This is a genomic window from Alkalihalophilus lindianensis (assembly GCF_032843265.1).
GTDB classification, from domain to species: Bacteria; Bacillota; Bacilli; order Bacillales; family Bacillaceae_D; genus Alkalihalophilus; species Alkalihalophilus lindianensis.
On sequence record NZ_JAWJBA010000001.1, the window covers coordinates 946179 to 958561 of the forward strand.

At 38.4% G+C, this 12383-nt stretch carries 20 protein-coding genes and 1 pseudogene; 3 read left to right on the plus strand and 18 right to left on the minus strand.

The genetic code is table 11. The features are described from left to right. Positions 1 to 120: 120 nt before the first annotated feature. Positions 121 to 732: a lytic transglycosylase domain-containing protein gene (locus RYX56_RS05065; RefSeq protein WP_317121042.1), complete on the plus strand. Its 612-nt coding sequence runs from the start codon at positions 121 to 123 to the stop codon at positions 730 to 732. 31 nt (positions 733 to 763) lie between these two features. On the opposite strand, the gene RYX56_RS05070 is transcribed toward RYX56_RS05065, so the two are convergent. After that, positions 764 to 1492 (minus strand): YusW family protein, encoded by a 729-nt coding sequence (locus RYX56_RS05070; protein WP_317121043.1) that lies wholly within the window; start codon positions 1490 to 1492, stop codon positions 764 to 766. Between the two features lie 120 nt (positions 1493 to 1612). Here RYX56_RS05070 and RYX56_RS05075 point away from each other — a divergent pair, with 120 nt between their 5' ends. Beyond that, a complete protein-coding gene (locus tag RYX56_RS05075) occupies positions 1613 to 2125 on the plus strand; it encodes an MntP/YtaF family protein (RefSeq protein ID WP_317121044.1) in 513 nt (170 codons plus the stop codon). Here RYX56_RS05075 and RYX56_RS05080 read toward each other — a convergent pair. The 6 genes and pseudogenes from RYX56_RS05080 to RYX56_RS05105 all read right to left on the minus strand — a co-directional run bounded on the left by RYX56_RS05080 (position 2091) and on the right by RYX56_RS05105 (position 6085). Next, a complete protein-coding gene (locus RYX56_RS05080) occupies positions 2091 to 3281 on the minus strand; it encodes an MFS transporter (RefSeq protein ID WP_317121045.1) in 1191 nt (396 codons plus the stop codon). The two genes, RYX56_RS05075 and RYX56_RS05080, sit on opposite strands and share 35 nt — an antisense overlap. Beyond that, positions 3274 to 3759, minus strand: coding sequence for a MarR family winged helix-turn-helix transcriptional regulator (locus tag RYX56_RS05085; RefSeq protein WP_317121046.1), 486 nt, complete (start codon positions 3757 to 3759; stop codon positions 3274 to 3276). Before RYX56_RS05085 ends, RYX56_RS05080 begins: the two co-directional genes overlap by 8 nt. 110 nt (positions 3760 to 3869) lie before the next feature. Continuing rightward, a pseudogene (locus RYX56_RS05090) lies at positions 3870 to 4085 on the minus strand (tunnelling fold family protein); the annotation flags it as partial. 79 nt (positions 4086 to 4164) lie between these two features. Continuing rightward, positions 4165 to 5304 carry a site-specific integrase gene (locus RYX56_RS05095; protein ID WP_317121047.1) on the minus strand — a complete coding sequence of 380 codons (1140 nt, stop codon included), beginning with the start codon at positions 5302 to 5304 and terminating at the stop codon, positions 4165 to 4167. A gap of 95 nt (positions 5305 to 5399) precedes the next feature. Further along, positions 5400 to 5603, minus strand: coding sequence for a helix-turn-helix domain-containing protein (locus tag RYX56_RS05100; protein ID WP_317121048.1), 204 nt, complete (start codon positions 5601 to 5603; stop codon positions 5400 to 5402). A gap of 41 nt (positions 5604 to 5644) precedes the next feature. Further along, entirely contained in the window at positions 5645 to 6085 is a 441-nt protein-coding gene (locus RYX56_RS05105) for an ArpU family phage packaging/lysis transcriptional regulator (RefSeq protein WP_317121049.1), read from the minus strand. 103 nt (positions 6086 to 6188) lie between these two features. On the opposite strand from RYX56_RS05105, the gene RYX56_RS05110 reads away from it, so the two are divergent. Next, positions 6189 to 6395, plus strand: coding sequence for a hypothetical protein (locus RYX56_RS05110; RefSeq protein ID WP_317121050.1), 207 nt, complete (start codon positions 6189 to 6191; stop codon positions 6393 to 6395). A gap of 33 nt (positions 6396 to 6428) precedes the next feature. Here the strand turns inward: RYX56_RS05110 and RYX56_RS05115 are convergent, their stop codons facing one another. The 11 genes from RYX56_RS05115 to RYX56_RS05165 form a co-directional block, all read right to left on the minus strand. Continuing rightward, entirely contained in the window at positions 6429 to 6998 is a 570-nt protein-coding gene (locus RYX56_RS05115; RefSeq protein ID WP_317121051.1) for a hypothetical protein, read from the minus strand. Positions 6999 to 7087: 89 nt separating this feature from the next. Then, the gene (locus tag RYX56_RS05120; protein ID WP_317121052.1) at positions 7088 to 7594 is read right to left on the minus strand and encodes a dUTP diphosphatase; all 507 of its coding nucleotides are present in this window, start codon (positions 7592 to 7594) and stop codon (positions 7088 to 7090) included. After that, a complete protein-coding gene (locus tag RYX56_RS05125; protein ID WP_317121053.1) occupies positions 7591 to 7959 on the minus strand; it encodes a hypothetical protein in 369 nt (122 codons plus the stop codon). The genes RYX56_RS05120 and RYX56_RS05125 overlap by 4 nt, the downstream gene beginning before the upstream one ends. A gap of 33 nt (positions 7960 to 7992) precedes the next feature. After that, positions 7993 to 8139, minus strand: coding sequence for a hypothetical protein (locus tag RYX56_RS05130; RefSeq protein WP_317121054.1), 147 nt, complete (start codon positions 8137 to 8139; stop codon positions 7993 to 7995). Further along, entirely contained in the window at positions 8139 to 8492 is a 354-nt protein-coding gene (locus RYX56_RS05135; RefSeq protein WP_317121055.1) for a YopX family protein, read from the minus strand. The genes RYX56_RS05130 and RYX56_RS05135 overlap by 1 nt, the downstream gene beginning before the upstream one ends. Then, the gene (locus tag RYX56_RS05140) at positions 8489 to 9301 is read right to left on the minus strand and encodes a zinc-finger domain-containing protein (RefSeq protein WP_317121056.1); all 813 of its coding nucleotides are present in this window, start codon (positions 9299 to 9301) and stop codon (positions 8489 to 8491) included. The genes RYX56_RS05135 and RYX56_RS05140 overlap by 4 nt, the downstream gene beginning before the upstream one ends. An 11-nt stretch (positions 9302 to 9312) precedes the next feature. Next, positions 9313 to 9861, minus strand: coding sequence for a RuvC family protein (locus RYX56_RS05145; RefSeq protein WP_317121057.1), 549 nt, complete (start codon positions 9859 to 9861; stop codon positions 9313 to 9315). Next, positions 9842 to 9976, minus strand: coding sequence for a hypothetical protein (locus tag RYX56_RS05150; protein WP_317121058.1), 135 nt, complete (start codon positions 9974 to 9976; stop codon positions 9842 to 9844). Before RYX56_RS05150 ends, RYX56_RS05145 begins: the two co-directional genes overlap by 20 nt. 10 nt (positions 9977 to 9986) lie before the next feature. Continuing rightward, positions 9987 to 10235 (minus strand): hypothetical protein, encoded by a 249-nt coding sequence (locus RYX56_RS05155; protein ID WP_317121059.1) that lies wholly within the window; start codon positions 10233 to 10235, stop codon positions 9987 to 9989. After that, on the minus strand, positions 10232 to 11521 hold the full coding sequence (locus tag RYX56_RS05160) for a replicative DNA helicase (RefSeq protein WP_317121060.1): 1290 nt from the start codon (positions 11519 to 11521) through the stop codon (positions 10232 to 10234). The genes RYX56_RS05155 and RYX56_RS05160 overlap by 4 nt, the downstream gene beginning before the upstream one ends. Next, positions 11505 to 12359: a replication protein gene (locus RYX56_RS05165; protein ID WP_317121061.1), complete on the minus strand. Its 855-nt coding sequence runs from the start codon at positions 12357 to 12359 to the stop codon at positions 11505 to 11507. Before RYX56_RS05165 ends, RYX56_RS05160 begins: the two co-directional genes overlap by 17 nt. Positions 12360 to 12383: the final 24 nt, after the last annotated feature.

A 12383-nucleotide genomic window follows, 5' to 3' on the forward strand; every position in this document is an offset into this window, starting at 1 on the left:
AACAACATATGAACGACTTTAGTAGAAGTATTATGGGAAGTTGTCGAAAATTGTTTTCTATAGATCTGTTTATGTTTATAATTAATTGAACTGAATTGTTAGTAAAAAGGATGGCTGAATGTGCGAAAATTTCTTATGTTCTTATTCTTTACAGCATTTATTGTACTGATTGTGGCTGTGTGGTCATTTGAGAAAAATGATCAAGTAAAACAAATCACCTATAAAACGTTGATTGGCCAGCATCATATACCTGAAAAATACCTTCCAATCTATAAAGAAGCAGCCGAAGAGTATGAAGTCCCATGGGAGCTTTTAGCATCCGTTCATCGAGTAGAAACGATTTTCTCTACAATGGACCCACTCATTAGTCCTGTTGGTGCAGTTGGCCATTTTCAATTTATGCCAAGAACATGGGTTGGGTGGAGCTATCCTGGTGGAGATCTCGGTCAAATTGAGGATGAGATTGATATAACAGATATTGATCTGATTGAAGAACATCGAGGGTATGGTGTAGATGCCACAGGAAACGGGAAAGCTGATCCGTTTGACCTCTATGACTCTGCCTATTCTGCTGCTAGATACTTAGCCGATCACGGTGCTAGTGAAGGAGATTACGAGAGAGCCTTATTTGCTTACAATCAAAGCAATGAATATGTGAGCCAAGTGATGAAGTTTTTCGACTCCTACAATGATCATTATGAGTTAGTTTCCTTACCTTTCGCCTATGATTAATAAATAAGCAGAGAGCTCAGTTGCTCTCTGCTTATTTTTGTTCGTACTTTACTTTCGTTTTGTCCTGAAATTCAATTTCAAGTTCGAATTTTTTGATCGATTCTTTCTTTAGGTCTAAATAAGCAAGTATGTCATCCACAGTAGCATCGTCTACTGTACCACTTGATAAATAAATTTCATCTAAAAAAGCTTCTATGTATTGAACAGCTTCTTTTCCTTCTACTTCCTTTTTCTTGCCCTTCTCCTTTCCTTTCCCTTTACTTCCTCTCTCCTCTTTTATTTTTGCTTTTGGATTCTTTTTCTTCCCTTCATATTCAATTTCTAATTCACCCTGGTCACCAGTAAATTCTATTTCCAATTCAAAATCCTTAATGCCTTGTGCCAACAAACTAACTGGAGCTTCTTTCGTTTCTTCGTTTGAAGGGTCATTTTCATTTCCAGTAGGAGATTGTTCCTCTGATAACTCATCTGCTTGGCTTTCTTGGTTGGGTGCTGAAGCCTGAGCAAAGTCTTCTAATTCCCTCTCTTCTAATTCACTCTCTTTTACAATCATTTCGATACGTTCATTGTCTGATTCGCTGTTCGCTTCAGTAGCCAGATCACGTGTGGAAATCGGGGTTTCATTCTCAATCGTTAGTTCGTTTAATGGTTCAGGTTTTTCATTATCGTTATGTGGAGTAGATTCTGCTATCTCATTCCCTTGGTTACATCCGGCAAGTAAGAAAAAGCTACAGACCATAACGATGATTATGTATTTCAAATGTGTTCACCTCTTCATAAATTAAGCTATATCTCGTAGCCACATTACCACAGGTTGAAGTCTTATTCTAGAGCTTTTCGACATATGATGAAGAAACGACATGTCCAAGGAGCTGAATGAATGGGTTTTATTCTTCTTATCTTTCTTGCAGTACTCGTCAGTATCGATGGCTTCGTCATTGGCTTTATGTTTGGTTTAAAACGCATTAAAATTTCTCTAATCGTCCTTGCGTTTATCTCCATTTTCTCTTCATTTGTCATCTTTTTTTCAATGGGTGTAGGACGTGTGTTAGGTGAGGTGATTCCTTCTTCTTTCATTCAAACACTGGCAGGGATCTTAATGATTTCTGTAGGGGTCTATAATTTATTTAATGATCTCCCTTTATATAGACGATCGTATTTTGTGATTATTGCTCTGTTAATGAACGTGGATAGTATTGGGTACGGGGTTCAAGCAGGATTAGCGGAGCGACCTTTATGGTTCGCTCCGCTTGCAGGAATAATTTTATTTTTCGCATTGATTTTTGGAATCATTCATGGGCATGAAACGAAAAACCCATTTGTGCTTCGTTATGTCGCCGCCCTTCCTGGATTATTGTTTATCTGTCTTGGAATGATGAAGCTTCTTTTTTAAGGATAATTCCTTTAGGACGATTTTTCTCTACGATCAATAGATGAATGAACGCTACGGTAAGCATCGCTACCCCAACAAATTGATACGTAAATCGAATGCTCTCTTGATTTGCGATCATTCCTACCGCATCGAGTACGATTGGCGATGAAAATTGACCTAAAAACAACATACTCGTTACTAAAGCCATTGCTTGAACCGTCTGTACCCTTGGAACTTCTCTTGATACCCGGTCAAATACAGTGGGCATGATCACACCAAAACCAAATCCCATCAAGCCTACTCCCACTGCTAAGAAAAAGAGATTAGTAGTGAAGCCAATGATCAGAAATCCACTCGCCATCATCACAAGCTGACTAGGGATGACAAATGTTTTTAATAGCTGATTCATTTTACGTAACAACATTCCTGCAATCAGACCGAATGCTGTTGCAATCGCAATAACCATACCAGCTAATTGTGAAGAGCCAAGCCCCTCTTGATTCAAATAAAGAGCCATATTAGTCGGAATCGAGTAAAAAGCTAAGACAAGAAAAAACATTCCAGCACCTAAAAGATATAATCTTTTTGGTAACGGAGCTAATGTCGTACCTACAGGAATCGTTTCCGGACTTCTTTTAGGGAGGAAAAAGAAGACAACGATCGCCACGATAAGTGCCACTAAGTATACACTGAACGTTATGCGCCAGCTTAATGCAGCAAGTAAGCCAGAAGATAAAAAGAGTACAATTCCACCAAAGTTATTCGCAGCACTTACTTGCCCCATTGTTGCTGTTCGTTCTTCCCCGTCGAAAAAGTCAGCTACAAGCGACGTCGAGGTCGGCATCAAAAATCCTACTCCGATTCCAAGAATAGCCCGACAAACTAATAACCACTCAATCGTCGGAACAAGGCCACCACCTACTCCACCGATCACATAAAAAAAGATCCCAATAAATACAAGCGTTTTCTTTGTGATCTTTCTCGTTAAGTAACTAGATAGAAAGGTAAATGGGATAATCATAACCGATGGCAAGGTCATAATTAATTTGATCGTTGTTTCACTTGCACCTGGAAAAGCAGCCGATATATCAGCTAATGCAGGAGCAACCGCAGCCCCTGCCATAACTGTTAATAATGAGATTGAGAGAATCGCCATTTTCAAAAGTGACTTATTCATGAAGTTCCTTCTTTCTATCTAATTGGTCAAATACCGTTCTCGTGACTGAGTGCGTTTTTGCTACCCTCTTTAATACACTCTTCGTCACTAGCAGTTCTTCTTCTGAAACATCTTTTGTGGCTTGATCCAACGTTTCTTCGACAATTGAGACTAATTGACTTCTTAATTGCTTACCGTGCTCTGTTAAATAAATACGTTTGCACCTAGCATCTTTTGTGTCTGCTACTCGCACAATTAATTCACGCTTTAACATATTTTGAATCAATCGTGACATACTCGGCTGATCTTTCCCGGTACGTTGGGCTAGTTCATATTGACTTAACCCTTCTTGTTCCCACAATTGAACAAGGATCGTCCAATGCTCTGTCGTGACGTCATAGCCACTCTCTGTAATGTTACGTTGCAATTGATTCATCAAGGCTCTTCCAGCCATTGCGACTAAAAACCCTAGTGAATCATCTAATTGATAGTTAGACATCCTTATACTCCTCTTCCCATACATCTCTATCTTATTTCATCATTAAATACTTGTTTATGCAAGTAATTTGCAAATAAGAACACCCACCGTAGTTGATGGGTGTATATACCTTAACGATTATCAATCGTTTCAGGATTCAAATCATGATTCATTAGACGGTATTCAGCCATTTTTTCAAATTTCGTTCCAGGCTTACCGTAGTTTGTGTATGGATCAATCGAAATCCCACCACGTGGCGTGAATTTACCCCATACTTCAATGTAGCGTGGGTCCATTAATTCAATCAGGTCATTCATAATGATATTCATGCAATCTTCATGAAAGTCAATTTCTCTAAGCATCGTCATATCAATGATTTTAATGCATATAAATAATAGGGGTCACATATAGGTCACAAGTTTATTATTAACCCTTAAATGCTTCGTCAAATTTATCTATAGCAGCTAATTGCATGGCAGGCAACGCGTGACTATAGGTATTCAATGTAACATTAATATTTTTGTGACCTAATCTTTCTTGGATGATCTTTACATTGACGCCGATCGATAAAAGATACGTTGCATGACTATGACGTAAATCATGTAACCTAATCTTAGGCACATTCAGTTGTTTAATAGTTGTAGTAAATGATCTTCTAAAATTGTTTGGATGCACCATGTTCCCTTCTCTGGTGCATATAACAAAGTCATTATCATTATAATGAACGCCTTGTATTTCTTTTTCCTTATCGATCAATTCTTTGTGAGTTAATATATCTTTAATTAGCGAGTCAGGTATATATACCATTCTTATCGCGCTAGCTGTTTTTCCCTCATCTTGCAAGTAGTAATTATTTGAATCACTATCTCTCGTTAAAGTCTGTCTAATGAGGATTACTTTATTCTCAAAATCAATATCTTGCCACCTTAGCGCTAGCACTTCACCCATACGCATACCAGTCTTAATTAAGATGACCAAACCAATGTAATGCCTAGAGAGGTTCAAGATCTTCTGTGGAGCATTAAGGAACTCCTCTATCTGCTTCTGTTCCCAAACTTTAATTGTTTTCAACTGTCTAGGTAAAGATACTTCTTCAAGGATTCCACTTTTTAAAACACCTTTCTTTGTAAGTGTTTTAATGATCTCTCCTACAATTCCAAAAGCTGTCCTAATCGTTGCAGGCGCTAAACCTCTACTTTGGTGCAATTCCATAATATAGTGTTGCAGTACTTTCTCATCAATATCCTCTAACTTGAAATGTCCAAGATATGGTGTGATATTGTAATGAAACTGTTCTTCATAATTTTTAATAGTACTAGCTTTAAGTTTTAATTTCTTCGATTTTAACCAATCATGCGAGTAAATTTTGAATGTTTTATTACCTAGACCAGTCTCTTTACTTTCTGATATTTCGACTCGAAGTTTGGAGAGGGCTATCTCCGCTTGCTTTTTAGAGGTAAAACCTTTTCTTCTGTACTGTTTTCTTTTGCCGGTAACCACATCTCTGCCACCATCAAGAACAAAATAATACTTATTTGTTTTTTTATCTTTCTTTATATTGGACACAAGCAACACTCTCCTTTAAGAAATCACTTGTGACTTTTAAGATATTATATCACATTGATTTTCATTCTTTAGTGACTTTTTGATTTCTTACTCCTTTAGATTTTATAAATGTAACTATTTTTACGCTTATTCTCTAACCAATCATGGAATATGCCTTTATGCACTTTCAACTCTCTACCAAACTTCATTACTGGAAAATCACCACAATGCATAATTTCATAAGCTTTATCTCTACCGCATCCCATGATCGACATGACATCCTTAATCCCTAATAGCATTGATTCATTGTCCTGCTTCACCTATATAACCTCCTTTTAAAGAAGAGGAGCTCAAAGGCTCCTTATTTTGTTACAGTAATATTTAAGATCAGCGCCAACTTGTAAAATGCTTTCCATCTTATCTTTCCATAAGTGACCTGACTAATTGGTGGTTGGAAATCAAAAGTGTATACTTGAATATCAGTTTTATACTCAGCATCTGACTCTAGGTATCTTTTCTCGATTAACAATTTCTCTTTAGGCGCTAATCGATTCACTGATCGCTCTAATCTTTCACAATACTTACGCCTATACTCCTGTTGATCCGCATTATATATAGCTGCTTGGGACGTCTGATCAGTAGTCGCATTAGTTGGACCATGAAAGCGTTCCTCTGAACTTGCTGTGATGCTTACTTCTCGTTCCTCAAAGGCAAGATACCTAAAGATTCGATACTTCTCTAAAGCCGATTCTACAGCTTCTTTTGTTTTCTTCTGATCAAGCTCTGGTAGATCGAAGCTCATTGAATCACCTTCTCATTAAAAATGCGTTACTAATCTATCACTTATTATCCATATATTGTTATAATGAAGTGAGGTGTCTGAATTTAGTCTATGAGGTGATAATTTGTCTAAAAAGGAACGCTTAAAGGTTACAAAAGAAAGCGGAACTGGTCTTAATAAAATGTTTAAAGATACTAAAACAGGAAGAACAATGACTCGTGGTAAAACAGCTGATGCCATAGAAGCGGGCAAGTATCCTGGCTATCATGTAATGAAAAAGGATAATAAACGCATTCCTCGCTCCAATCCAGGCACAAATAACTTAGGATAATTAGTTAATCAGACACCTCATTAATCATTTTATTTAAAATGGTAATTCATCATCATCAACTGGCTTCAGATCATCCTCTTCTAAATCATCACCAAACTCCTCATCATCGTTCTCGGAGATTTCGACTTCTTCTTTCTCTTCTTCAACTGGATCTGATGCAGCTCCTTCTTGTTCTTTTTTCATACGCTCGTTGTAACTAAGAACACTTCCAGTTGTAACATCCACCGCATATTCAACACCTTCATGATCATTCTTAGGCTTTTCTTCTAGTAAAGAAGTTTGTGCCGGCTCGATGTGTAGTGTTACATCACTCCCTGCCATCAAGAAGATGCCAGCTGCTTTATCTGCATTGTCACCTTTGAGGTTAAGATCAAGCACAACCTTTTTGCCATCATTGTTTGCTTTTGCAAGCTCTGCTGATACCGGACCACACTTTGTACCTTCGATCTCAATATTGACCATCTCACCCACCATTTCTTGAATGGCTTGCGGTGACTTTACCTTTTCCTCTTTGCTCTTGCTGCGGATCTCAAATTTAAGGACATCTTTCTTATCATCACGTTGCATCTTTTTGAATAGTACGTTTAGTGTTTGTTTGGACATGGTTTTTTCGCTCCTTTTCGACTTATGTCGACATTTTCAAAGTATAGTAGGGTAAATGCACCTAATCAGTGCAACGTATGTGTATGGGCTTAATAACCGTTATTTTGACGCTCGTGATTCTCTTTGTTTTTCTCAAGATAAGCTTGTTCGATTTGATCCCAGGTGAAGCCGAGCATTTCGCCTAAACCAAGATACAGTTGAAAAAATAATCTGTATTCATCATCCACATAAGAAATAACTCCCTGCAACATTTCTAAAATGATAGTTGATCTAATGACATCTTTAAATTGATTAACGATATCGGGATTTTTCACTGGATAGACGTGATTAAAAGTCGGTAATGATTTAATTTCTTCTTTTTCTAACAACTCAATTCCTATATCAATAACAAAATGAAATCCGTCCGCATATTCCTCAAGTAACTTTTCTTTAGGTTCTTGGTTCTGACTCCAATATTTGAACCCTCTCCACTCATTAGCGCATTCACCAACTTCAACGATGAAAGCAAGAAACATCTTTTCAAGCTTATCTTCTTTTGCATATCCAATATGGTTCCTAAGTCCATTTTGAATTTCAAACAGTTTTGATAGGTTCATAGCCTCTGTCCCTCCTTCTTTTCAAAAAACTCAATATCTACGTTCTCCATTAAAAAATGGTTATTATCGTCTGGTACAATGAAGAAATTCTCAAGATGCTGTGATTTGATACACCTGACATTGTAGTAATTGAATAAATCCCTCAAGTCCTTGGTAAGCCTAAAGATATTTGTCTTGGGGTAGTCTAAGATGTCACTAAACGTACCAGGAAGTGTAGCTTGTTTATAAAAGCAATAAGGTAAAAACATGCTGCGCTTCCCTCCAAAATAACCGATGAACCCACCTCTATTACCTCTGAACGATACGACATGATGTTTATACATAATTGCAGCTAACCCACGTTTAAAGCTTTGAACATCCTCCATGACACCCTCCTACCTACGCTTTTTCCACTTTCCCTAGTTCTTTGACTGAGACTTGCGCTTCTTATTTGATAGCTTGCGTTCATTTACCTCTGACTGTGCTTTACGAGTGCGGTACCGGTCGAGAAACTGACTAATTCCATTAGCAACATGCTCAACTTCTTTAGAGGAGAAGATTTGCATTAGTCTTCACGCTCCAATAAGTGAGGATGCTCGTAGATGTTGCCGATTACTTCTGCATAGTGTTTCATTTTTGGCAACAACCAACTGCCACAACATAATTCCATTTGATCGTTATAACCAACTTCATAATTTCCGTTCACACCGAAAGTGGTGCTGTCAAAAGGATGGTCTGATATCTTGACAATATCCCCCTCATAAACCTCCGTACCGTTCTTATCATTGAGTCCCGTGTATTGCACAATTGCTTCAGGAGCTTCACTCAATAAGTCTGTCCAGTAGATAGGGTTTTGGCTTAGATCAAAAGGCTCTGACATTTCCTTGCCGTTCCAGAGTTTGAATTTTTTATCCTTCATTTCATCTCGCCAACTTCAGGCAAGTGAACTTTAAGTGCTGTTACGGTGGCAAGGTACTTCTCTTCGATTGATTCCAACCGTTCTAACTCATTAACTTGATCTTGTAAGGCGTCTATATGGTGATCCTTATGGCTGATTTGATTCTGCAAATCAAATATTGTTTCCTTTGATTTTTCTAGTTCATTATTCAGTTTGAGAAACTCTTCAGCGGCACCTACATTGTGATCTAATAACTTCTCGTGTTCTGATTTCAATTTTTCGTAATCATCTATTAATGAATCGTTGCTTTTAGTTGATGTGATTGCCGCGTGATCATGTTTACTCATTGGTACTAGATTTTCAGGAGCTTTCACTTTCTTCTTAATTGACCCAGCTTTTACATTTCCTCGATAACCAAGCAACCCCCATTTTTCCTTAGTAGAAGTTAATTTAGCGCTGGTTAACTTGTATGCTTTCATCAACTCGGAATCGGGTTTTCTTTCATCCTTCAGCATCATATATTTATCACGAGATAACCCATTTACCACCAGGTCATGATCAGTATTTCTGCTTGTGCTCATCTGCTTTGCCTCCTTTTTCTTAACCGAAACCTGCTCTTTAGTGCTTTCTTTCCTTCTTTTTGACTTACTCGTCAAGAGCTCTCCATAACGGACTAGCTCTTTTCCAAACTCGCAATTCCTACAATGAGTAGTAGATTTATTACGGCGGCTACTATTATGCATACAAGGTTTACAATGCTTGTCCTCGATCTCGGCAATTTTTATAGCAACTTCCCTTCTGAAATGTTGATCCCGCTGACGTTCATTCACGTTATCACCGCCTATTTGGCTTTCTTTTTCTTCTTGGGCTTAGATTTAGGTTGCGGACTAATAATAGTCTCAATGACCTCTCTCTGATAATCTGTTAATCTAAAGAGCATTCCATCAAAGTTCTTGTAAGCTTGTACACACCTTGCTAATACATAAGCATCAAGTACGTTGTCACTCCGATCTGTAAATCCCCAGTTTTCTTGGATAGGCGATGGCATCTTGTCTTTAGGTGTGTTTCCTTTACCAGTTGCGAACTTCTTCAACTGACCAGGGCTTACTTCGATATAAGGGATATTTCTACTGTAAAGAGCAATTCGAATGGCATATCCTATACCAAATTGGAATCCAATACCTCGTCCCTGGCTGTTATAACTAAACCCTTCAACAGCTATGAAGTCACCAGGTTTAATATGGGCTATGACCTCTCCTACAAGAGTCGTAATTCGCTTTGGATCAATATCACCTATGCCGGTTAACTCTTTAGCCCGTTGCACTTGACCCTCTTCATCGAGTGCTACAAAGCCTGTTTTGGTAGAAGGATCAATACCTACATATCGCATTTGCTAACTTCCTTTCTTGCAACTCTTTAGCAGCTGTATATCGTTCGGTCATCCTTGCTCCTTGATCTAATGCAATCTCATAAAGTTGTTGATTAGTAGCTTTTGAGTAATCCATTTTCATCACCTCAGTCAAGCCAACCACTAAGATCAGGAGAAGTTGAAGGTTCCTCTTGTTGCGGTTGTTCCTGTTCTGGCGGAAACTCGCTTTCTTTGTAAATTACTTTATTGTGCTCTTGTATAGCGTAAGAAGTAGCATCGTAGATTTTTTGCTTTTGAGGATCCGGTGTGTATAGTGGATGCTCTGTTTCTTTAGCAAAATCGCGCATGTATTTAAGTGCTTTTTCACGTTGCTCCATTGTCTCGATCTTCTTCATTCGTCTTCTAACTCCTCAAAGTGCTGCTTCCAACCTCTGAACAGTAATCGGAATTCATTAATACCAATGTTTCGACCTTTAGCTATAAACTGTTGGACCACCTTTCCGTTTTGGTGCGTGTCTCCCGAATCGTGCCAGAGAAATTCGACAACATCAGCATCTTGTTCAATATTGCTAGATTCTTTTAAGTCAGATAACTGAGGCTTCTTTTTATTCTCACTTTCACGGCTCATCTGAGATAACATCATAAAATTACAATCCATTTCTCTAGCAATCCGTTTAGCTGTTGTTGTAACATTTCCAATAGCTTGAGCTCTACTCTCATTCTTCGCTTGAGGGATAGACATAATTTGAAGATAATCAACTGCAATCATTGCGATCCTTCCATATTTTCTTTTGAACTGACGAGCTGTTGAGCGTATTTCTTGAATGGTGACACCAGCCGAATCTTGTATAAAGATTAAATATTGTTCAAGTTGTTCATATGCTTTCAAAACAGCAGCTTCTTCTTTTTCACTCAGAGCTTTGGACTTTATTCGAGCAAAAGGTATGCCGGTCATATTAGATATCATCCGATCTTTCAACTCGTTATCAGCCATTTCTTGCGAGTAAACCAAGATGCAACCGGCGCTAGGATTGTGTTCTGCAATACCTCTTACTCTTTGCATAAGGAGCGCAGTCTTACCCATAGAAGGGCGACCGGCGCTTACAAAAAGCTCTTGTCTTCCTAAACCTTTAGACCAGGTGTCAAATGATTTCATCCCACTCAATATTGTGCTGACCTTCTGCTTTAGATGCTTTAAATAACGTTCCTTTGTTTCTTTAAAGCTTTGCATTTTACCCACTTCTTGAGGTCGCATTTTATCTAGCAAGACTTCAGCAGCAGAAAAGTATTCTTCATCCGTTTTAAAATCCGCGTGTGCTAATTCAGCAATCTGATTACCAATGTCAGATCCTCTTTTTCTGATAGCTTTAGAACGGACAATTTTGGCGTAATGCTTAACGTTAGCGGTGGTCGGGCATGCATCAACTAATTTAACAAGATAATCAATACCGCCAATCTGATCCAACCTTCTGAAGTGGTTATATTCAGTGGTTACAGTAACCAAATCCACTGGCTTGTTTTGTTCATCCAAATAACGCATGACCTTTAGAATTTCTGCATGCGAAGGTGAGAAGTCTCTTTCTTCCAAAAAGCTGATTTCGTCTAGTACATCAGCGTCCAAAAGTACCGCTCCTAAAACTGATTGTTCTGCTTGAAAGCTATGATCAGAAAGTGAATTCATCAGGATCCCCTCCATTCGCTATCCACTTATTACGAGCTATCTCTATATCCCGTGAATCCTTCTGATAATGAGAAGGGTGCTTTTTAGGCATTGATTCAGAGTTCATCTTGATAGCCAAATCTGCATACTTCTCTCGAAACTTCTTGGCAGACAACACGTTGGTTCTCCAAAAATCATGCTGCGTAACCCATTTCATAAGCCTATGAATTTGTGCTTTATCCTCCACGCCATCAAGCTCTACTAGCTTCCTAAAATCATCCGACCACTTTTGCAAATTCGCTTTGCGTGTTAAATGCTCCACACCAGCATCTTTTGCAACATCGGTTACCAGTTCATGAAAGACCTTGGCCATTTTGTAATAGGTGTTGTCCTCGTCATATCTTTTTGATTGACGAGTTTCTTTCTTTTTTTCTTTAGTTCTTTCTTTCTTGTTCCTCGGATTAGAGGACAGTACTGTACCCGACGTAGAGGACGGTTCTGTACTCTGATTAGGGGACAGTGGAGACTGACCTCTATTTAGAGGACGGTCAATCCATTCCTCATGATTTTTATTAAAAGCCATTACTCGTGCACCTCTCGATCCATTTCCTCTAATAACAATGACCTTTCTTTCAATCAAAGCTGTAAGCTCCCTGTCTACCTGGCTCCTACTTGCTTCAATAGCTTTTGTTAAGAAGCTAAGCGATAAGAGATGATCTTTTCTTTGGAATCCATAGGTAAATCTCCATATAGCCAAAACTAATCTAAACTGAGTTCCGTTGAGAGAGAGCTTCATAATACGTTCTAGAATTTCATTGGCAATCCGCGTATGTCCGTTTTCTAATTGTGGATTAACCATGTAATCACCCGTTTCTAAGGTGAC